Source organism: Proteus sp. fly-1067 (assembly GCF_040139345.1).
Classification (GTDB): Bacteria; Pseudomonadota; Gammaproteobacteria; order Enterobacterales; family Enterobacteriaceae; genus Proteus; species Proteus vulgaris_B.
Genome location: NZ_JBEEUL010000001.1, coordinates 24,056 through 46,141 on the forward strand (window position 1 = coordinate 24,056; position 22,086 = coordinate 46,141).

Here is a 22,086-nt window from a genome sequence, read left to right on the forward strand (position 1 = left end):
TTTATCACCATCTTCATGGCAAACTACAGACTTTCTATTTCTTCAGAGGACAACCATTTTGGATATAACACTAAAAGAGGAAGCAGTTGCTGATTTAAGCACTATCCTAGATATGCTACGTTGGGCTATGAGTCAGTTTAATTCATCTGACATTTATTATGGTCATGGCACAGATAACGCATGGGATGAAGCATTACAGCTTGTATTACCAACTATTGCACTTCCTTTAGATATTCCAGATGCGCTGTTATCGACAAAATTAACAACCTCTGAAAAAATGGAAATCATTACTCTGATAGAAAGTCGAATTGAGCAAAAGATCCCTGTTCCTTATTTAACTCATCGTGCTTGGTTCTGCGGTCATGAATTTTATGTTGATGAACGTGTGCTTATTCCTCGTTCTCCTATTGGTGAATTAATCAATAACCACTTTGATGGTTTAATCCAGCAAGAACCAACACGTATTCTTGATTTATGTACCGGAAGTGGTTGTATCGCCATAGCATGTGCGCATGAATTTGAAGATGCAGAAGTGGATGCGGTTGATATTTCTGTAGATGCTCTGGAAGTGGCAGAATTTAATATTGAAAACCACGGCCTAGCTCATCGTGTTTACCCTATGCAATCTGATTTGTTTAACGCTATTGTTCCAACGCCTTACGATATTATTGTGACAAATCCGCCTTATGTTGATGTTGAAGATATGGGCGATTTACCAGATGAATACCAGGTTGAACCAGAATTAGCATTGGCATCAGGTATTGATGGTCTTGATATTACACGCCAAATTTTACTAAAAGCCCCTGAATATTTAAGTGAAAAAGGTGTTCTTGTGTGTGAAGTGGGAAACAGCATGGTTCATCTTATCGAACAATTCCCAGACGTTCCGTTTACATGGCTTGAGTTTGATAATGGGGGGCTTGGTGTCTTTATGCTGACTCGCGAACAGCTCGTCGAATATTCAGATCGTTTTTCTAGGGCGAATTGATCTTTGATGGTCATTGTTAATATCAATCAATGACCATCATCGTTGAACAGGTTGCTTTACATGCTTCTCTTGTTGTAAAAACAAGCAAAAAAGATCAACACGTCCTACTGATAATCGTTGATGTAACAGCAATGAGACGGTAGATTGTTATTTATTGCAAATAACATATTGATAACATCACACAGTAAAAGATAGGAATAAAGGGATGGCAGGAAACAGTATCGGACAATTGTTCAGAGTGACGACTTTTGGTGAGTCTCATGGCGTTGCATTAGGTTGCATTGTTGATGGTGTACCTCCTGGACTCCCTCTAACAGAAGCAGACTTACAGGTTGATCTTGATAGACGCAGACCAGGCACTTCACGTTATACCACTCAGCGTCGCGAGCCCGATCAAGTTCGTATTTTATCGGGGGTTTTTAATGGTGTGACAACGGGAACAAGTATTGGGTTACTGATTGAAAATACGGACCAACGCTCTCAAGATTACAGTGAAATCAAAGATGTTTTTCGCCCCGGTCATGCGGATTATACCTATGAACAAAAATATGGCTTACGTGATTATCGTGGCGGTGGACGATCTTCTGCTCGTGAGACAGCAATGCGCGTTGCCGCAGGTGCAATTGCAAAAAAATACCTAAAAGAGAAATTGGGTATCGAAGTTCGAGGTTACCTTTCTCAATTAGGGCCAATTACGTGTGATCTTGTTGATTGGTCTATCGTCGAAAGTAATCCATTTTTTTGTCCTGATCCTTCGCGTTTAGATGCACTTGATGAATATATGCGCGCACTTAAAAAAGAAGGCAATTCGATTGGTGCAAAAGTCACTGTTGTTGCACAAGGCGTACCTGCTGGATTTGGTGAACCTGTCTTTGATCGATTAGATGCTGATTTAGCACATGCATTGATGAGTATTAATGCCGTTAAAGGTATTGAAATTGGTGATGGTTTTGGTGTTGTAACCTTAAAAGGTACAGAGAACCGAGATGAAATCACTAAGGATGGTTTTACCAGTAATCATGCTGGTGGGATTTTAGGTGGAATTAGCAGTGGTCAGCCAATTATTGCCCATATCGCATTAAAACCGACCTCTAGCATCACGATTGCAGGCAAAACAATTAATCGTGACGGTGAGGAAGTCGATATGATAACTAAGGGGCGTCATGATCCTTGTGTGGGAATACGCGCTATTCCAATCGCAGAAGCGATGATGGCGATTGTATTACTCGATCATGCATTGCGCCAGCGTGGTCAGTGTGGTGATGTTGTACCACCTTTAATGCAATGGTAATCATTCTACATCAATAACGTGGTTGATAAGCTGTAGTAAGTTTGATGTTAGCTTTAAAGGTGTGAGCGCCTAATTTTATTATGCTCAGACCGTGTTGCTGTTACTCTCTTGAAAATAAATAAACGAAAGAAACAGCAACACGTCCTTTCATTTCTGATAATTCGGATAGATAAATGGATTGGCTCTTTTCAGATGGCATCTACCTTCTTCTCTTCTTTGTCGCTTTAATTGCGGGTTTTATAGATTCAATTGCTGGTGGTGGAGGTTTAATTACTATTCCGGCTTTACTTTCGGTCGGTATTTCACCAGTACAAGCGCTTGCAACCAATAAACTGCAATCTGTTGGTGGTTCATTTTCTGCAACACTCTATTTTATACGTCGCCGGGTTATTGATTTAAAATCCCAACGATTTGCGATTTTAATGACCTTTATTGGTGCTGTTTCTGGCGCTATGTTGGTGCAATTCATTAACCCTGAGGTTCTTAAGCAAGCGCTTCCTATTCTCACTATTGCTATTGGTCTCTATTTTCTTCTTACTCCGTCAATTGGTGCCCAAGATAGTAAACAACGTATTGGTTACTATACATTTGGCGCAATATTAGGCGGAGGCGTGGGTTTTTATGATGGTATTTTTGGGCCTGGTACAGGTTCTTTTTTCGCTTTAGGTTATGTCATGTTACTTGGGTATAATCTCTCAAAAGCGACTGCTCATGCAAAGTTACTCAATTTCACCTCTAATTTTGGGTCCCTATTATTTTTTATTATTGGTGGGCAAGTTATTTGGACTCTTGGTTTAGTTATGCTTTGTGGGCAATTTATTGGTGCTCGCTTAGGTGCAGGCTTGGTTTTAACGAAAGGGCAAAAATTAATAAGGCCTATGTTGGTCATTATCTCCTTCTTGATGAGTATCAAACTCATTAATGACAATCATGGCGATACTATTGCACTTTGGTTCTCTGCACTTTTTAATTAGGAATAAATGGTTTTTTAAATGTCAGCACATCATTATCAACAGTTAATTGATATCTTTAATCAATGTTTTAGCGAAAGTTTTCAAACCCGTTTAGTCAAAGGGGATGATGAGCCGATTTATTTGCCAGCAAATGAAGAGACACCTTATCACCAAATCATTTTTGCTCATGGCTTTTATGCGAGTGCATTACATGAAATTTCACACTGGTGTATTGCTGGCGCGGCTCGCCGTCAACAAGTTGATTATGGTTACTGGTATTGTCCAGATGGACGCGACGAAACGACGCAAGGGCAGTTTGAGGTGGTAGAGATTAAACCTCAAGCATTGGATTGGTTATTTTGCCAAGCTGCGGGTTATCCTTTTAATGTCAGTTGTGACAATCTAGAAGGTAACTTTGAGCCTGATCGCTATGAGTTTAGAAACAAGGTCAGAGAACAAGTGCTTGCTTATTTACGAGATAAAAATACGCCACCTCGTGCTCAGCTATTTATTAATGCGTTACATTTGTTTTACAATACCCCAGAGCTAACGGAAGAGATGTTTCCTTATCAGGAAAACCCTTTAGTTAATTAAGGATTGCGAGAATAACCATCGCTTATCGATTGTGAAGGTTTTACCCGATAGGGTGGAGTCTGATGTAGTAAGGTTGCTGTATCATATATTTCACTGCATTGATAATGTAGGGCAGATGTTGAATGCAGCAACATTATATATTGAGGATAAATAATGCTTTCTGAGTATGAAACGTACTTGTTAGATAGAATTGATAGCCGTGTTGAACATGCTACTGACGATGAGTTATTTGCTGGTGGATATTTACAAGGCCATATAACACTGGCTATTGCTGAGCTTGAGCAAGAAAACAACACACAATTAGAAGCGCTAAGAGCGCGTGTGGAAGAGAGCATTCAAAAGGCAATAAAAGCAGGTGAGCTATCGCCACCTGATCAAGCATTAGTATTATCTACGTGGCATGAGTTAGTTAATTCAATTAATTAATTTGATATGCCTACCTAAGAGAACAACCGGTACAATCGGTTGTTTTTTCTTTCTTAAAATCTCATTAAAATAATGACACTTAAGTCATATTTAAGATATTTGCTGTTGAAAAAGGTGAGTATTTAGTCAAAAATTAATTCTTACTATTTATCAATTGTATTTATTTGATTTTTCAAAGTCGATGTATCTCTCATTGATTAAGCATAATAGTGCTATCTTTTGTAACACCTTGCCATTTCTGTAAAATTACTTTTAAATGTTTTTTAGGAATGTTTCTCGGGATGCAAATGATTTGCATAGAATATTTATGATAAGGATAACGATACGATGAAAAATTTCTTTAAAATAAGCTTACTTACGAGTGCCTTTTTATTTTTATCTGCTTGTGATCAAATTGATTTAGATAATAAAAAAAATAAATTTTATTACAGTAATCCAAGCGAAAATATGATCAGCTTTAGTGTTGATGGTAAAGAATATCAGGTTGAACCTGGTAAAAATGGCTATATTACATTGTCGCCTGGTGAACATAACTTGAAAGACAGTGCGGGCAATAATGCCCTTTTTATGGTTTATGACAACAATAATGGTGGCATATTAAACCCTGATAATTTCATGTACTACACTCTTTCTGAAGTGTATGCAGTGAAAGGGAAAACAGACCAATTCAAAACAGTTGACTACCCACTGATTATTAATGGTTATGAGTTTGAACTCCCCGTACGTAGCACAAATGCTACATTAATTGATGGTAATACCTTTCAATGTACTTACCCTCTAGGAGAGCCATTTCCTAATGAAATTCGTACACGTAATAAAAATAATGACGGTGGCATAAAAAATAAGTGTTTTGATAAACCAGAATTTATTAAATATATTTCTGCTGAGTACGCTAAAGATTTAAATCCATTTACACAAGAAGATGAGTATAACGATTCAGTGAATCTCAATTTAGATTACATGCTACCGATAGCAGAATTTACTGATCCTGATATTCAAGCTGAAGCAGAAGAGCTTGTGTTGCTTTTAAATCAAATTCAGGAAAGTGAAGATCCGAAGATCCACCGTGTATTAAAAGATAAACTTCATAATGCAACACTGGCTGTTTCTAGCGCGTATGCGAATAGAGTAGTGAAAGATTCAGTAGAAGATAATAAATACTACAATCGCTTCATTGAAGAGAGTGGAAAGTTCCAATCTTACGGTATTTTGCCTAAACAATAAGATATCCAAAGTATCAATTATTATGTAAGCCATCCAATAGGATGGCTTTTTAATAAGTTAACTATCGAAGTATCAAAGTACAGAACTGGAAATAGATATGACAATCAAACAAAATAAAATAAAAAATAATAGTATTACACTTCGCCAAACACAAATTGATGATGCCATTAAATTACCGATGATTGAGCAATCTGCAGGGCAACTTTTTAGCACATTAGAAGACTTAAAGTGGATCAGCGAAAGTGATGTCCAAGGGATTGAAGCACATCTAGAATTTATTAACCAACATGGACATTGGGTCGCGGTAAATCACGACAATGAACCTGTGGGATTTATTATGATGCAAACATTGCCTGATAGTTTATTTATTCATGAACTTTCTGTCAGTCAAGATTGGCAAAATAACGGAATTGGTAAATTACTTATTCAAAAAGCCAAAGACGAAGCAAAGGCGCGCCAATTCAGTACCGTTACGTTGACAACGTTTCGTCATGTTCCTTGGAATGCTCCGTATTATCAACGCTTAGGTTTTTCTATTTTGCCAGAAAACGAAGTTCCACATTCTTTGCAAAAAATCTTAGACGATGAAGTCGAAATAGGTGGCTTTGTGAAGGAAACTCGCTGTGCAATGAGGTGTAAGATTTATTAGGTTGTAACATTAAAAATAAACCGTTAAAAAATAAGCTAAGCAACCTAAAGTGGTTGCTTATACGCTAATTGGATATACTACTTTTTAACTTCAATCGCTTTTCCGCGTAGTAAAGGTCTTACCCAAAAACGATTAGGGTGTAAGGCATTCAACACGCTGTCTTCAACTGGGAAGGGTTCATCAAAAATTTGGCTTGCGAGAATTTCAGCTGATAATGGTGCTGAACATAATCCACGAGAGCCTAATGCACTGATGATATAAAGCTGATGATAAGCGGGTGCTAAAACGGGCGTTTGTCTTCTACGCTTAAACCTATCTAAATGAGTGTATGCTAATAGTAGGTTTTCAAAGTCAGGTACTTCACCTAATAGCGGTAGATGATCGCGTATTGTACAACGAATACCCACTCGAGCATTGTTTTGGCTAAAATCGACATCAAAGCACCAAGGAGTTTTAGCTAGGCAGTGCGTAAGATGATATTGATTGTCTTCTTGCTCCTCACGGGAAATCGTAAAGTCTAACCTATCTCGGCGAAAGCTTGCACCAACACAATGTAATTTATCTTGATTATCAACAGGCGTAAAATAGCCATCATAACAAAGTACTGTTTTTAATTTTGATAGTGTCTTTGTTGTTGGAATATGACTAACTTGGCCTCTGACCGCACTAACAGGTAATTTTGCACTTTGAGTAAAGTCGGTAATTCGATGTCCATTTGCCAAAATCACGCAGTCATGTTGTGATTGAATTTGTGTCACATGATCATCGCTATGATGAACGATATCTAAGCACCAAGATGAACCGTGTCGCATTATCTGCGTAACTTGATGATTAAAATGCAGTATTAAACCCAGTTGTTGAGCATGTTTTAGTGTTTGAGTCGTTAATTCAGTGGGAGAGAGCCAGCCAGATTGCGGATAAAAAAGCCCTTCGTAATTCATATCTAATCCGCACTGGGCATTTATTTCATCTTGAGAAAGGTAACAAGCTATTTCGTGAAAAAAAGCAGAATGATTAATTATTCGCTCTGCTTTTTTTCGCACTTTATCATTATAAATAAGTTGAGCAACACCAGACCATTGGTGAGAAAACATAATGCCAGCTTGGCTTAGATTGTCATAGGTACGTCGAGCAAATAAGAATGCGGTTGTAAAAAATTGCTCTATTTCGTCTGACTTACCATTTAACAAAGGATATAAAACACCTTGTCGATTACCTGATGCATTTGTTGCGGGCTGTTTATCTTCACAATATAAGGTGACTTTAGCACCTCTTCTTAAGCAAGAAAGCGCGATAAAGGTGCTAGCAATACCACCGCCTATAATAGCGATATCTTGTGCTTGTGTTGCATGAGGTCGTGCATAATATGGTAGATGTTCGGGAGAGGGAGGATGAGGGAATACACCTGTTAGCATCTCTCTTTTTTGCCCAAACCCTTTGATTTTTTTTATCTCAAACCCAACACTTTGCAAGCCTCGCTTGACAATACCCGCAGCAGTAAATGTCGAAAATGTACCATTTTCTCTCATTGAATCAGCCATGGATTGAAAGAGTGTTTCACTCCACATTTGTGGATTTTTAGAAGGGGCAAAGCCATCGAGAAACCATGCATCTACTTTATTGTGTAGTGCTTGGCGAGTTTGTGGTAACAATGTGTTGATATCACCAAACCATAAATCTAGTGTAATTGCTCCATCTGCGAGAATAATACGGTGGCAACCAGCAATGGGTAATGGCCATTGAGAACAAAGTGCTTTTGAATATTTTTCAAGTTCAGGCCAATGGTAATGTGCGGATTGTAAATCATTTTTTTTGAGAGGGAACTTTTCAAAGCTAACATAGTGAAGGCGCTTTAAACATGCGTTGGGTGATGCTTGCCTAAATTGCTCAAATGCTTGCCACAGTGTTAAAAAATTCAGCCCAGTGCCAAACCCTGTTTCTGCAATAACACATTCAGAGCGTACATGTGTACCAAAACGTAATGGAAAATGGTTTCCCTGTAAGAATACGTATCGTGTTTCCTCTAGGCCATCTTGGTTTGAAAAGTAAATATCGCCAAATTGTTCTGAGATAGGCGTACCAAGTTCATTCCAACTTAAAGATGCGGTATTTATTGGGCTATTATTCACGGAACTGCCTGTATTTCTCTAAGATATTGTCTAATATCTTAGCGCTGTTAGCTAGGTTGTACCAGCCTTTAAGGGGAAAGTGTTTTATCAGCTTATCTGCATTTTTGTAAAAAAGATCCTGATCGGACTTGTTCAGCGTACAACTGTACGCTAGAGTGCTACTCAGAAATCCCGCAGCTACAACTATTATTGTAAAGAGGTATGAATGAAGCGCGCAGTGATCACGGGTCTGGGTATTGTTTCGAGCATTGGTAATAACCAGAAAGAAGTGCTGGATTCTTTAAAGGAAGGCCGTTCCGGGATAACTTTCTCAGAAGAATTTAAAGAGATGGGGCTTCGTAGCCACATTTGGGGCAACGTTAAGCTTGATACTGAAGGTCTTATTGACCGTAAAATCCGCCGTTTTATGAGCGACGCATCGGTTTATGCCTATTTATCTATGCAAGAAGCAATAGCAGATTCAGGTCTGAGTGAAGACCAAGTTTCTAATATTCGTTCAGGTTTAGTCGTAGGGTCTGGTGGTGGTTCTCCACGTAATCAGGTTCAAGGTTCTGATGGCATGAGAGCAAAAGGTCTACGTGGCGTAGGTCCTTATATGGTGACTCGTGCAATGGCATCAGGTGTTTCAGCGTGTTTAGCAACACCTTTTAAAATTAAAGGCGTTAACTATTCAATCAGTTCTGCTTGTTCAACATCAGCACACTGTATTGGCCATGCCGTTGAACTTATCCAATTAGGCAAACAAGACGTTGTATTTGCTGGTGGTGGTGAAGAATTAAGTTGGGAAATGACCTGCGAATTTGACGCAATGGGTGCACTTTCAACGAAATATAACGAAACACCAAGTAAAGCTTCTCGTACTTACGATAAAAACCGTGATGGTTTTGTTATCGCTGGTGGTGGCGGTATTGTGGTTGTTGAAGAGTTAGAGCACGCATTAGCGCGTGGGGCACATATTTATGCTGAAGTTGTAGGCTATGGCGCGACTTCCGATGGTGCAGATATGGTTGCTCCTTCTGGTGAAGGTGCTGTGCGTTGTATGCAAATGGCAATGCAAGATGTTGAGAAAGTTGATTATATCAATACACATGGCACTTCAACGCCAGTAGGTGATTTAAAAGAACTGGAAGCTATCACTGAAGTATTTGGCACACATACACCAGCTATTTCAGCCACTAAAGCGATGACCGGCCACTCATTAGGTGCGGCTGGTGTACATGAGGCAATTTATAGCTTGTTGATGTTAGAACATGATTTTATTGCGCCAAGCATTAATATTGAAGAATTAGATGATAAAGCACTGGGTATGAATATCATTACTCAGCCAACAGAACAAAAGTTGAACACTGTAATGTCAAATAGCTTTGGTTTTGGTGGTACTAATGCTTCATTAGTAATGAGTAAATATAAAAACTAGTTAGTTATACTTATATTTTTTGTTAAAAAAGGCAGGCATCATTTTAATGGAGTCTGCCTTTTTATTTTAAATTCACAAGGTAAAATAAATTATTATTCTAATAAAGATATTTTTCGAATAAGAACTCTTTAAAAAAGATTATATAAATAATCTTTAAAAATACCTGTCCTAATAGTTACTTATTTTATTATTCTAATAAAATAGACGGTTTTTTTGTAAACTGTTGTTTTTAATGATTAAATAAAATTAATCGTGTTTTATTTCAATCGTTTAATTTAATTGTAACTAAAATTATTAAATGTTTTGTTTTATATGGAGTTAGGTTAATAGAAAGGACTAATAGGACAAAAAGAGCTGTGAAAAATTGATCTGGATTATTTTATTACAAATAAGTAGAAGCTATTTAATATAAAAGTTGGTAATGTTTGCCTCGGATACTTGTATTACTTTATATTTTATACTTTGATTTCTTATGTCAGTTTTATTTATTAAATCTAACATCATGAATGTGACCGGCTAAGAATTTAGCCGGCATTTTTTTATTGTTGTCTTTTTGACATTGACTCACATCTCCTGATGACAATCTGCTTTTTTCGTCGCAGACTGACGTCGGAAATTTAGTGGTGTTCTAAGTTGTTGCACTAAGAGCACACCTAATAACACAATACCACCACCCACTAAATGATAACTATGCATTTCTTCACCAAGAAGTGCGATCGCAATCATTGCTGTAAATAATGGCATTAGGTTCATAAAAATAGAGGTTGTATTCGCACCTAATTTCATCACACCTAAGATCCACAGGTAAGGTGCAAGAATAGAAGCGCCAATACCCGCGAAAATCACTAATCCAATATTGTCTTTCGTTAATGCCACGCTTTCGGCAAGAAAGAAGTTTGGTAATAATAACAGAACACCAAACCCAATTTGAACATAAAGTGATTGCCAATTAGGTAGTGCGATAGACCACCGTTTTGTTAAAACGCCATAAAGCGCGTAAGATGCCGAAGCAATAAACATCATTAGCTCGCCATATCCCAATCCTTGAGAAAGTAACTGAGAAGGTTCTCCACGACTAATTAGCCAGACTAAACCACTAATTGAAAGCACAGTACCAAGCACTATTCCAATAGTAGGCACAACGCGTAAAACAAAAATACTGATAATGACAGTTAGTAATGGGATCAGTGAGTTCAAGATACCCATAAAGGTGGCGCTAACATAATGTGCAGCATAATAAGCCAAACTCTGGTACATCACCATTCCTAATGCACCAAGGATAAATAATTTCCACCAATATTGTTTGACGGTTTTACGATGGTGCCAAACAGGCATGATCAAAAAAGGCGTCATAATTAAAAAGGCGAGAAACCAACGATAAAAAGAGATAGCCGCAGGATCGATAACAGACGCAGCTGCTTTATTGACGACGGCATTAATGGACCAGATCAGAACCGCTAAAAGCGGAAAAATTGCGTTTTTCATTGTTCTCACATCTATTTTTAAACCAGGTCGCTATTGTAAGCCTGTCTGATTAGATATATATAATGAAAACCAGACAACAGATAGGCCAATAAAGACAACATGACAAGAGAACAACATAAAGATGACAATTGAACAACAAAAAATGCAATGGTTATTGTCTGATCCAGATACAGTACGATTTCGTGATGAGCAACTATTAGCTGAAACCGAGTTTATTTATCATCAACATGACTTTGGTCAGTTGCTTTATGTGATTTCAGGTGTCATGGATTTAGAAGCTGGAGGACAGCGATTTTTAGCACCTCCTGAATTTAGTGTGTGGATACCTAAAAATGTAGGGCATGCCAGCTATAACAAAAAGACACTCTCTTTTAAGGTGCTAGATATTGCACCAAATTGGTGTGAAGGTTTGTTAGATAAACCGTGTTTAATTCAATTAAGTGCTATTTTTTCAACTATATTTTCTGATTTTTTTCATCGTGGTGTCTGTAAACCACAAACAGAAGAAGATTTTCGCTTAGCACAAGTGTTGATAGATCAACTTAAAGCTTCGCCGATCCATCATACTTACTTACCTTCGTCTAAAGATAAATTACTTGCTCCAATACTTTCTGCATTAGAGCAAAATCCAGCTGATAATACTTCGTTAGAAGAATGGGCTAAAAAACGTTATACCTCAGAGAGAACACTCTCTCGTCGTTGCCAACAAGAGCTTGGCATGTCTTTTAGTGAATGGCGTAAGCGCTTACGTTTTTTACATGCAATTTCTTTATTAGAACAAGGAAAAAGTGTGAATGAAATTGCATTTGATGTGGGATATAGCTCTTCGTCTTCATTTATTGCAATGTTTCAACAATTTGCTGGCACAACGCCAGAACGTTTTCGCCGATTACCCAATTGTTAAGTCTTCTTTTCATATATTTACTTAAAATCTAGACAGATTTTACTGTCAATAATAGGCTTTGTTGTTAATAAGTGGCAAAATAGACCGCTTAAATTTATTTTTCGATTGATTGTTTACACACATAAATACCAAATCAGTGAGATAACACAGTGAAAATTCTGGTTGATGAAAACATGCCTTATGCGGAACAGCTTTTCCGCCAATTAGGTGAGGTAAAAGCGGTTTCTGGTCGTCCTTTACCTATTGATGAACTTAATGATTCTGATGCCTTAATGGTGAGATCGATTACTAAAGTCAATGAATCCTTATTATCAGGCAAGCCAGTGAGATTTGTTGGAACGGCAACGGCCGGTTTTGATCATGTGGATATTGCATGGTTAGAACAACAACAAATTGGCTTTTCATCAGCACCAGGTTGTAATGCTATTGCTGTTGTAGAATATGTATTTTCTGCACTGATGATACTCGCAGAGCAAGATGGTTTTCAATTAACTGATAAAGTTGTTGGTATTGTGGGTGTGGGTAATGTAGGTGGGCGGTTAGCTACACGTTTACGCGCATTGGGTGTAAATGTATTGCTTTGCGATCCACCTAGAGCAGATAACGGTGATAATGAAGAATTTCATTCATTGGAAACGCTATTAGAAAAAGCGGACATTCTGACTTTCCATACACCCCTCAATAAATCAGGTCCATACAAAAGTTATCATTTAATTAATGAGAGCAACCTCGAAAAATTACCTGAAGGACACATTTTAATTAATGCGAGCCGTGGTGAGGTTATTGATAATCAAGCATTATTGTCTGTACTTGAGAAAGGAAAATCCTTACGTGTTGTATTGGATGTTTGGGAGCCGGAGCCAGATCTCTCTATTGCGTTATTAAATAAAGTTGATATCGCAACACCACATATTGCAGGTTATACCTTAGAAGGTAAGGCGCGCGGTACAACTCAAGTTTTTGAAGCTTATTGTGATTTTATTGGGCGACCTCAAAAAGTTGAGTTATCAACACTATTACCTGCCCCTACTATTTCTACCATTTCAGTACAAGGTGAGTTAACACAAACACTTTTAAAACAACTTATTCATCTTGTTTATGATGTGCGTCGTGATGATGCCCCGTTACGAAAAGTGGCAGGAATAAAAGGCGAGTTTGATAAATTACGCAAATTTTATCCTGTGCGTCGTGAGTGGTCTTCACTGCATGTAATTTGTGATAATCAAACCACGGCTAATACATTAAATGCAATTGGCTTTAGTGCTACATATAAAAGTGCTGCACACAAATAAAGCACAACATTATTTTAAAAATTTTATGGTATTGGAGGATATCTTATGGGAGAAGGTTGGAATATTGCTGTTGTTGGTGCAACAGGTGCTGTTGGTGAAGCTATTTTAGAGCTGTTGCAAGAGCGTGAATTTCCCATTGGTGAACTGACGGCAATTGCCAGTGAAGACAGCATTGGAAAATCTGTGCGTGTAAACAGTAAAAGTGTTGCAGTTCAAGGTATTCACAATATTGAATGGGCAGATATTCAATTAGCTTTCTTTGCTGCCTCGACAGAAATTAGTGCGCAATATGCACAGCAAGCTGCGGACTCAGGCTGTATCGTCATTGATTGTAGTGGTGTATTTGCCATGGATTGGGATGTACCACTGATTGTCCCAGGTGTGAATAGCTCAATGCTTGCAGAATATCGCACCCGTAATATCGTTTCTATTGCTGACAGCATGGTAAGCCAATTGTTACGTGCGATTAATCCATTAACAGAAGCCGCTGGTTTATCACGTCTTAGCGTGACCAATTTAATGTCTGTCTCCCGTTTGGGAAAACAAGCGGTTGATGAACTTGCTGGACAAAGTGCACGTTTACTTAATGGAGTTCCACCTGAATTAGGTCGCTTTAATAAGCAACTGGCTTTTAATATTCTACCTCTTATGGTTGATGACGAAGGCTCCGTAGAAGAAGAACGTCGCATGGTTGACCAAATTCGTAAAATCTTACAAGACGAAGGTCTTCCAATTTCAGTCACAACATTACAGGCTCCAGTTTTCTATGGTAATGCGCAATCAGTGCAATTAGAAACATCACGCCCAATGGGTAGCGATGAAGCGCGTGAAACATTGCAAGAAAATGAAGATTTGAGTATCAGTGATGAAAATGATTTTCCAACACAAGTGACCGATGCTTCGGGGAATGTGAGCCTAAATTTAGGTTGCTTCCGCAATGATTATGGTATGCCAGAAGCCTTACAATTTTGGTCAGTAGCAGATAATGTGCGCTTTGGTGGAGCATTAATGGCTGTTGAAGTAGCAGAGCAATTAATGCAGGAGCAGTTTTACTAATGAATGCGCCAGTGAGTGCTGAAGTAACAGAACAACCCTTGACTGAGTCAACGGTTATTTCTGAAAGCACAACAATCAAAATTGCGTTAGGCATTGAGTATGATGGTAGCCGTTATTATGGCTGGCAACGTCAAAATGAAGTGCGCAGTGTACAAGAACGGTTAGAAAAAGCACTTTCACAAGTGGCTAATGAGCCTATATCAGTTTTTTGTGCCGGAAGAACAGATGCTGGAGTTCATGCTACGGGGCAAGTTGTCCACTTTGAAACAACCGCACACCGTAAAGATCCCGCATGGACTATGGGTGTTAATACCCATTTACCTGCGGATATCGCTGTGCGTTGGGTAAAAACGGTTTCTGATGATTTCCATGCACGTTTTAGTGCAACGGCAAGACGTTATCGTTATGTGATTTTTAATCATCGCTACCGTCCCGCTATATTATCATCTGGTGTGACACATTTTCATTACCCTTTAGATGCTGGGCGTATGCATCAGGCCGCACAATGTTTACTGGGTGAAAATGATTTTACCTCTTTTAGAGCAGTTCAATGTCAATCACGAACGCCATGGCGTAACGTTATGCATGTTAACGTTTCTCGATATGGTGATTATGTTGTAGTGGATATTAAAGCGAATGCTTTTGTACACCATATGGTGCGAAATATTGTCGGTAGCCTTTTAGAAATAGGGTGTGGCAATCAGGATATTACTTGGATGGCTGAATTATTAGCTCTAAAAGACAGAACCAAAGCCGCAGCAACAGCTAAAGCAAATGGCTTGTATTTAGTGGCAGTGGATTATCCTGAGCATTTTGAATTACCAAAACCTGCAATGGGCCCACTATTTTTAGCGGATAACCCTATTGAGATATCTCAATCATAAAAACACCCAGTTTTCTGAGGATTTATGGAAATATTAACGCAATTTGTTGATTTGATAAAATTTCTAATTGATTTTATTTTGCATATTGATGCGCATTTAGCAGAGCTTGTCGCGCAATATGGTACATGGGTCTACGCCATTTTGTTTCTGATTGTTTTTTGTGAAACGGGGCTGGTGGTAACACCATTTTTACCTGGTGATTCATTGCTGTTTGTTGCGGGTGCTTTAGCTTCTTTAGATACCAATGATGTGAATGTCCATATTATTGTTTTACTGTTGCTTTGTGCCGCGATTTTAGGTGATGCAGTGAATTATTCTATAGGGCGACTTTTTGGCGAAAAGCTATTTAGTAAGCCTAATTCACGTATTTTCCGTCGTGAATATCTGGATAAAACCCATGCTTTTTATGAAAAACATGGTGGTAAAGCGATTATTTTGGCAAGATTCGTGCCGATTATCCGAACTTTTGCGCCATTCGTTGCAGGAATGGGGAAAATGTCATATCGTCATTTTGCCTTTTATAATGTTACTGGGGCAATTGCATGGGTACTGCTATTTACTTATGCGGGATACTTTTTTGGTGACTTAGATATAGTTCAAAAGAACTTAAAATTGCTAATTGTTGCCATTATTGTTATTTCTATTTTACCGGGCGTCATTGAGATCATACGCCATCGCAGAGCGAGCGCAAAAGCGAAGAAAGAAAATGATAGCAAAGAGGTTTGAGCAGTTATCATTAGTTTTTGCCGTAGAATAGCCATAATAAAGAGATGCGCTGAAATTCAGTAAGCGGTATCATCATAAACTTTGCTAACCACACAGCCAGTGCATTGTGGTTGATACGCTCACAATAATATTACTGGCGAAGGTCAGATTCAGACGAAAAGGTCCGTTAATGAGCTGGATTGAAAAAATTCTAAATAAAAGCACTATCACAAGTTCACGTAAAGCCAATATCCCAGAAGGGGTTTGGACTAAATGTGACAGCTGTGGACAGGTACTCTATCGCGCAGAATTAGAGCGTAATTTAGAGGTTTGCCCTAAATGTGATCACCATATGCGCATTTCAGCGCGCCGTCGCCTTGAGACTTTCCTTGATACAGGAAGTACCACAGAATTAGGTAGTGAATTAGAACCTAAAGATATTCTGAAATTCCGCGACTCCAAAAAATATAAAGACAGAATTAGTGCTGCTCAAAAGCAAACCCAAGAAAAAGATGCATTAATCGTCATGAAAGGCACTCTGAAAAAGATGCCAGTTGTTGTTGCTTCTTTTGAATTTGCGTTTATGGGCGGTTCAATGGCATCTGTTGTCGGCGCGCGTTTTGTTCGAGCAGTTGAACAAGCACTAGAAGATAATTGCCCTCTGGTTTGCTTCTCTGCAAGTGGCGGTGCGCGTATGCAAGAAGCGCTGATGTCATTAATGCAAATGGCAAAAACCAGTGCCGCATTAGCAAAAATGCAAGAACGTGGTTTGCCTTATATCTCAGTGATGACTGATCCTACAATGGGCGGTGTTTCTGCAAGTTTAGCTATGTTAGGTGATATTAACGTTGCGGAGCCTAAAGCACTGATTGGTTTTGCAGGCCCTCGCGTTATTGAGCAAACTGTACGTGAGAAACTGCCAGCAGGTTTCCAACGTAGTGAGTTTTTGTTAGAAAAAGGGGCGATTGATATGATTGTTCGTCGTCCAGAAATGCGTGATGAGCTGGCTGAATTACTGGCTAAGCTGACTCAATATGATTTAGTCGAAGATGAAGATGAAATTATTGGCGAAGAAATGATTGCTGATGAAATCGAATCTGCTGATAACGAGCCAGAAATTAACATCGAAACGAATAAAAAAGAAGATGTCTAATATCATAACTGCTCCTAAAGCCACATCGCCTCTGTCGGTGTGGCTTTCTTATCTTGAACACTTACATTCAAGCGCCATTGATATGGGGTTAGAACGTGTAGGCGAGGTAGGAAAAATATTAAATGTGTTACGTCCTGCACCTAAAGTCATTACTGTTTCTGGTACAAATGGAAAAGGCACAACCTGTCATATGCTAGAGTCAATCTTGATGGCATCAGGATTGAAAGTCGGCGTTTATAGCTCTCCTCATCTTGTTCGCTACACAGAACGTGTACGTATTCAAGGCAAAGAACTTTCTGAAGGTGCTTTTTGTGAAGTATTTGCTGAGATTGAACAAGCTAGAGGCGATATATCGCTCACTTTTTTTGAATATGGCACTCTGGCTGCGCTGAAGTTATTTCAGCAAGCACAGCTTGATGTTGTGATCCTTGAAGTGGGATTAGGGGGGCGATTAGATGCCACGAATATCGTTGATGCTGATATTGCCGCGATCACCAGTATCGCACTTGATCATACAGATTGGTTAGGTGCAGATAGAGAGCATATTGGTCACGAAAAAGCGGGTATTTTTCGCGCTAATCATTATGCGGTAGTCGGTGAGCCTGATATGCCACAATCCATTGCTCAAGTGGCTGATGAAAAACACGCTACGCTCTTTTGCCGAGGTGCTGATTGGTCTTTTGCTATCGATGGCAGTCATTGGCATTGGCAGTGTGCTGATTGTGAATTTGATACGTTGCCAATCCCTAATATTCCGTTAGCTAATGCGGCGACCGCGATGGGTGTTATTCGTTGCTTGCTCAAATCTGATGATAACGTTAGTCAAGCAATCACACATCAAAGTATTATTGAAGGCATGTCTCGTGCACAATTACCGGGGCGTTTTCAGGTAATTTCACAACATCCTCTGGTTATCTTTGATGTGGCTCATAATCCCCATGCGGCAGGATATTTAGCTGAAAAATTATCACAATTACCGCGTAAGTCTGATACCAAAGTGCGTATTGTTGTTGGTATGCTGGGCGATAAAGATATTGCAGGAACATTAGCGTGCTTAATGCCATTGACGGATAGTTGGTATGTAGCTCCACTTAATGAATTTCGTGGCGCTTCAGCGGATGTGCTTGCTCAACATCTTGAAAACCCATCGATATTTGAGAGTGTAGAAACAGCATGGAAACAAGCTATGTCCGATGCTAATCCTAATGATATCGTTGTGGTTTGTGGCTCATTTCATACAGTCGCACATGTGATGGAACTATTAGAAAAGGAGAGTGTGGGTGGCGAGTAAATTTCAAAATCGCTTAGTCGGAGCCGTGGTATTAGTGGCTGTAGGGGTTATTTTTTTACCTGCGTTGCTTGACGGCGATAAGAAATATAACGAAGACCAATTTGCCGCTATTCCTTTAGTACCAAAGCCGGGCGATGAACAAGAAATTGAATCTATCGCGCCAATAGAGCAAACAACAACGCCTTCAACACCATCAGAAGGTGCTTCTGAAGCAATGCTTTCTGAAGCAGTCACTGGTGTTGAACAATCTACGGCAACACCACCACAACCGCCAACCGTTGTTCCTGTTACGCCACCAGTACAGCCAACACCTGCACCACCAGTGGTCACGCCACCTGTACAACCACCTGCACCACCAGTGCAAGAAACTAAACCACCAAAAGGTGAAGCTTGGGTTGTTCAATTAGGTGCATTAAAAAATGCGGCGAAGGTAGAAGAAATTATTGCGAAAATGCATTTCTCAGGTTACCCGGTATATACCGTACCTGCGCGTCCTGTTGCTGGCCAAATGACTCGAATTTACATCGGGCCAAGTGCATCTAAGTCAGAGTTACAGGCTATTTTGCCCCATTTAAAAGAGCTTACAGGCTTACAAGGTGAGGTAAGGGCATATAAGCCTTAATTTTTCTAAACGAGTCATCAGATGAGTGATGTAACAAAGCGTTAACTTATTGCGGCGATTATGATTTTTCATATCGCCGTAAATTATTTTGAAATTAGCGAAAATTAGCATTACGCAAACGTTTTCGTTTTCTGTTAGAATGCTTCCGTATTAATGCGGAGCATCATTATTGGATAAAGAATTTATGGTCTGGATAGATTACGCCATCATTGCCATTATTGGTTTTTCCGCATTAGTCAGCCTGATCCGTGGCTTTGTTCGTGAAGCATTGTCACTCATCACCTGGGGTTGTGGTTTCTTTGTTGCTAGTCAGTTTTATCCTTATCTTGCCGTCTATTTTACCCGGTTTGAAGATGAGCTGGTTCGTAACGGGATTGCGATAGTCACCTTGTTTATTGCGACACTGATTGTTGGTGCTGTTGTGAACTATGTGATTAGCTCTCTTGTTCAACGCACAGGGTTATCAGGTACAGATCGAGTTTTGGGGGTCTGTTTCGGGGCATTAAGAGGCGTGCTGATCGTGTCAGCATTATTGTTTGTTTTAGGGGCATTTACGCCTATGGCAGATAGCGCTGATTGGCAACGTTCTGAACTTATTCCTCAATTCAACCATATTATTAGGTGGTTCTTTGACTACCTGCAAAATGCGTCAAGTTTCGTGTCGGAGAGAATATAACCTCTCCGTCTGGCTGATGAGGATCTATTCATGTGCGGTATTGTCGGTATCGCTGGAGCGAATCCAGTAAACCAATCAATTTATGATGCGTTAACGGTGTTACAACACCGAGGTCAAGATGCAGCTGGCATTGCAACAATAGACGGTAACAATGGTTTCCGTCTTCGCAAAGCTAACGGACTGGTTAAAGATGTGTTTGAAACCCGTCATATGTTGCGTTTAAAAGGTACTATCGGGATAGGGCATGTTCGTTATCCAACAGCGGGTAGTTCTAGTGCATCAGAAGCGCAGCCTTTTTATGTGAATTCACCTTTTGGTATTACGTTGGCACATAATGGTAATTTAACCAATGCGCATTTATTACGTCGCCAATTATTTGAAACAGCGCGTCGCCATATCAATACCACTTCTGATTCTGAAATCTTGCTTAATGTATTGGCATATGAATTAGACCGTTTTGACCATTTCCCTCTAGAGCCTGATAATATTTTTGCTGCAGTCGCCGCAATGCATAAAAAGTTACGTGGTGCTTATGCTTGCGTTGCGTTGATTATCGGTCATGGTTTATTAGCTTTCCGTGATCCCTTTGGTATTCGTCCTTTAGTGCTCGGTAAACGTACATTAGAAGATGGTCGCCATGAATATATGGTCGCATCTGAAAGCGTTGCATTAGATACTTTAGGTTTTGAGTTCTTGCGTGATGTTGCACCTGGTGAAGCGGTTTATATCACAGAACAAGGACAACTCTTTACCCGCCAATGTGCTGAAAATCCGCAATTAATGCCTTGTCTATTTGAGTATGTTTATTTTGCTCGCCCAGATTCCTTTATTGATAAAATTTCTGTTTACAACGCGCGTTTGCGTATGGGGCAAAAATTAGGCGCTAAAATTGCGAAAGAGTGGGAAGATTTACAGATTGATGTCGTCATTCCTATTCCTGAGACTTCTTGTGATATCGCATTAGAGATTGCTCATATTCTTAATAAGCCGTATCGCCAAGGCTTTGTAAAAAATCGCTATGTGGGGCGTACTTTTATTATGCCCGGCCAACAAGAACGTCGTAAGTCAGTAAGACGTAAATTGAATGCAAATCGTGCAGAGTTTCGTGATAAAAATGTTTTATTGATTGATGACTCTATTGTTCGTGGCACAACGTCAGAGCAAATCGTCGAGTTAGCAAGAGAAGCGGGAGCGAAGAAAGTCTATTTTGCTTCAGCAGCACCAGAAGTTCGCTTCCCTAATGTGTATGGTATTGATATGCCAAATGCTAATGAGCTTATAGCCCATGGACGTGAAGTGGATGAAATTCGTAAATTAATTGGTGCTGATGGTCTTATCTTCCAAGATCTCTCTGATTTAATTGCCGCCGTACAAGAAGAAAATCCTGATATTAGTCAGTTTGAATGTTCTGTTTTTGATGGTGTTTATATAACGAAAGATATCGACCAAGATTATCTAGATTATTTAGAAAATCTTCGTCGTGATGATGAGCATAAAATTCGTGATCAAAATGAAATAGAAAACTTGGAAATCTATAACGAAGGTTAGTTTTTCGGTAATATAATGCCCTTATAAAGCGTCGATGCTAGTGTGTTCTGCATCGGCGCTTGTTTTTTGAGGGTTAATCATCATAATGATTTATGTTGATATATATTCTGAGGATTATAATGAAAAAGCTGATAGTTGGGCTAACCGGTGCCAGTGGTGCAATTTACGGTATACGTTTATTAGAAATTCTGAAATCTGTACCGTCAGTTGAAACCCATTTAGTGATTAGCCAAGCTGCTCGCCGTACTATTTCATTAGAAACTGATTATTCGTTAAAAGATATCCATGCTTTAGCAGATGTGATTTATGACGATCGCGATATTGGTGCGTCAATTTCTTCAGGATCGTTTCGTGTCAATGGGATGGTGATTTTACCTTGCTCAATTAAAAGTTTATCTGGCATTGTTCATAGTTATACCGATACTTTAGTCACTCGTGCTGCAGATGTTGTGCTGAAAGAAGGGCGTAAATTGGTGCTATGTGTACGTGAAACGCCTTTGCATTTAGGCCATTTGCGCTTAATGACACAAGCGTCCGAATTAGGTGCAGTGATTATGCCACCAGTTCCAGCTTTCTATTTTCAGCCTAAAACCATTGATGATATTGTCAATCAAACGGTTAACCGTGTACTCGATCAGTTTGAGATTGATTTGCCTGATGATTTATTTCAAAGATGGGAAGGGGATAAGCCAGCTCGCTAAGTATATTCGCCATACTTATTACTCGTCATACTTATTACTCGTCATACTTCAAGTTGTAGCGTTGTTGACTGCGTTTATTCGCACTAGTCACATACTAT

21 protein-coding genes are annotated in these 22,086 nt (G+C 39.2%); 19 read left to right on the forward strand and 2 right to left on the reverse strand.

The features are described 5' to 3' along the window. Positions 1 to 58 precede the first annotated feature (58 nt). From prmB to ABN217_RS00130, 7 genes are all read left to right on the forward strand, one after another. Complete coding sequence (gene prmB / locus ABN217_RS00100) at positions 59 to 988, forward strand: 50S ribosomal protein L3 N(5)-glutamine methyltransferase (RefSeq protein WP_196553778.1); 930 nt, start codon at positions 59 to 61, stop codon at positions 986 to 988. A gap of 205 nt (positions 989 to 1,193) precedes the next feature. After that, positions 1,194 to 2,279, forward strand: a complete 1,086-nt coding sequence (aroC, locus tag ABN217_RS00105; RefSeq protein WP_072068645.1) for a chorismate synthase — start codon at positions 1,194 to 1,196, stop codon at positions 2,277 to 2,279. Positions 2,280 to 2,452: 173 nt separating this feature from the next. Continuing rightward, positions 2,453 to 3,253 (forward strand): sulfite exporter TauE/SafE family protein, encoded by an 801-nt coding sequence (locus ABN217_RS00110; protein WP_072068644.1) that lies wholly within the window; start codon positions 2,453 to 2,455, stop codon positions 3,251 to 3,253. 18 nt (positions 3,254 to 3,271) lie between these two features. Next, complete coding sequence (locus ABN217_RS00115) at positions 3,272 to 3,826, forward strand: elongation factor P hydroxylase (RefSeq protein WP_072068643.1); 555 nt, start codon at positions 3,272 to 3,274, stop codon at positions 3,824 to 3,826. A gap of 153 nt (positions 3,827 to 3,979) precedes the next feature. After that, positions 3,980 to 4,252 (forward strand): YfcL family protein, encoded by a 273-nt coding sequence (locus ABN217_RS00120; protein ID WP_349440635.1) that lies wholly within the window; start codon positions 3,980 to 3,982, stop codon positions 4,250 to 4,252. 327 nt (positions 4,253 to 4,579) lie between these two features. Next, complete coding sequence (locus ABN217_RS00125) at positions 4,580 to 5,476, forward strand: hypothetical protein (protein WP_072068641.1); 897 nt, start codon at positions 4,580 to 4,582, stop codon at positions 5,474 to 5,476. A 97-nt stretch (positions 5,477 to 5,573) separates the two neighbouring features. Continuing rightward, positions 5,574 to 6,125 (forward strand): GNAT family N-acetyltransferase, encoded by a 552-nt coding sequence (locus tag ABN217_RS00130; RefSeq protein ID WP_196553776.1) that lies wholly within the window; start codon positions 5,574 to 5,576, stop codon positions 6,123 to 6,125. Between the two features lie 77 nt (positions 6,126 to 6,202). Here ABN217_RS00130 and mnmC read toward each other — a convergent pair whose 3' ends face one another. Then, the gene (gene mnmC, locus ABN217_RS00135; protein WP_349458935.1) at positions 6,203 to 8,254 is read right to left on the reverse strand and encodes a bifunctional tRNA (5-methylaminomethyl-2-thiouridine)(34)-methyltransferase MnmC2/FAD-dependent 5-carboxymethylaminomethyl-2-thiouridine(34) oxidoreductase MnmC1; all 2,052 of its coding nucleotides are present in this window, start codon (positions 8,252 to 8,254) and stop codon (positions 6,203 to 6,205) included. Between the two features lie 205 nt (positions 8,255 to 8,459). On the opposite strand from mnmC, the gene fabB reads away from it, so the two are divergent. Then, positions 8,460 to 9,671 carry a beta-ketoacyl-ACP synthase I gene (gene fabB / locus ABN217_RS00140; RefSeq protein WP_072068638.1) on the forward strand — a complete coding sequence of 404 codons (1,212 nt, stop codon included), beginning with the start codon at positions 8,460 to 8,462 and terminating at the stop codon, positions 9,669 to 9,671. 564 nt (positions 9,672 to 10,235) lie between these two features. Here fabB and ABN217_RS00145 read toward each other — a convergent pair. Next, positions 10,236 to 11,156, reverse strand: coding sequence for a DMT family transporter (locus ABN217_RS00145; RefSeq protein WP_072068637.1), 921 nt, complete (start codon positions 11,154 to 11,156; stop codon positions 10,236 to 10,238). Positions 11,157 to 11,277: 121 nt separating this feature from the next. Between ABN217_RS00145 and ABN217_RS00150 the strand changes: the two genes are divergently transcribed. The 11 genes from ABN217_RS00150 to ABN217_RS00200 all read left to right on the forward strand — a co-directional run bounded on the left by ABN217_RS00150 (position 11,278) and on the right by ABN217_RS00200 (position 21,988). Further along, positions 11,278 to 12,060, forward strand: a complete 783-nt coding sequence (locus ABN217_RS00150) for an AraC family transcriptional regulator (RefSeq protein WP_349440631.1) — start codon at positions 11,278 to 11,280, stop codon at positions 12,058 to 12,060. 149 nt (positions 12,061 to 12,209) lie between these two features. Next, the gene (gene pdxB, locus ABN217_RS00155) at positions 12,210 to 13,352 is read left to right on the forward strand and encodes a 4-phosphoerythronate dehydrogenase PdxB (RefSeq protein ID WP_349458936.1); all 1,143 of its coding nucleotides are present in this window, start codon (positions 12,210 to 12,212) and stop codon (positions 13,350 to 13,352) included. Positions 13,353 to 13,397: 45 nt separating this feature from the next. After that, positions 13,398 to 14,408 (forward strand): aspartate-semialdehyde dehydrogenase, encoded by a 1,011-nt coding sequence (locus ABN217_RS00160; protein WP_072068635.1) that lies wholly within the window; start codon positions 13,398 to 13,400, stop codon positions 14,406 to 14,408. Next, positions 14,408 to 15,292 carry a tRNA pseudouridine(38-40) synthase TruA gene (gene truA, locus ABN217_RS00165; protein WP_115350038.1) on the forward strand — a complete coding sequence of 295 codons (885 nt, stop codon included), beginning with the start codon at positions 14,408 to 14,410 and terminating at the stop codon, positions 15,290 to 15,292. The genes ABN217_RS00160 and truA overlap by 1 nt, the downstream gene beginning before the upstream one ends. Before the next feature lie 24 nt (positions 15,293 to 15,316). Further along, complete coding sequence (locus ABN217_RS00170) at positions 15,317 to 16,018, forward strand: DedA family protein (protein ID WP_072068633.1); 702 nt, start codon at positions 15,317 to 15,319, stop codon at positions 16,016 to 16,018. A gap of 169 nt (positions 16,019 to 16,187) precedes the next feature. After that, the gene (gene accD, locus ABN217_RS00175) at positions 16,188 to 17,150 is read left to right on the forward strand and encodes an acetyl-CoA carboxylase, carboxyltransferase subunit beta (RefSeq protein WP_349458937.1); all 963 of its coding nucleotides are present in this window, start codon (positions 16,188 to 16,190) and stop codon (positions 17,148 to 17,150) included. Then, complete coding sequence (gene folC / locus ABN217_RS00180; protein WP_349458939.1) at positions 17,143 to 18,441, forward strand: bifunctional tetrahydrofolate synthase/dihydrofolate synthase; 1,299 nt, start codon at positions 17,143 to 17,145, stop codon at positions 18,439 to 18,441. The genes accD and folC overlap by 8 nt, the downstream gene beginning before the upstream one ends. Continuing rightward, a complete protein-coding gene (dedD, locus tag ABN217_RS00185; RefSeq protein WP_197269015.1) occupies positions 18,431 to 19,063 on the forward strand; it encodes a cell division protein DedD in 633 nt (210 codons plus the stop codon). Before folC ends, dedD begins: the two co-directional genes overlap by 11 nt. A gap of 184 nt (positions 19,064 to 19,247) precedes the next feature. Then, complete coding sequence (gene cvpA, locus ABN217_RS00190; RefSeq protein ID WP_023581692.1) at positions 19,248 to 19,739, forward strand: colicin V production protein; 492 nt, start codon at positions 19,248 to 19,250, stop codon at positions 19,737 to 19,739. A 30-nt stretch (positions 19,740 to 19,769) separates the two neighbouring features. Beyond that, complete coding sequence (gene purF, locus ABN217_RS00195; protein WP_072068629.1) at positions 19,770 to 21,287, forward strand: amidophosphoribosyltransferase; 1,518 nt, start codon at positions 19,770 to 19,772, stop codon at positions 21,285 to 21,287. A gap of 119 nt (positions 21,288 to 21,406) precedes the next feature. Then, a complete protein-coding gene (locus ABN217_RS00200) occupies positions 21,407 to 21,988 on the forward strand; it encodes a UbiX family flavin prenyltransferase (RefSeq protein WP_006533335.1) in 582 nt (193 codons plus the stop codon). The last annotated feature ends 98 nt before the right edge of the window (positions 21,989 to 22,086 follow it).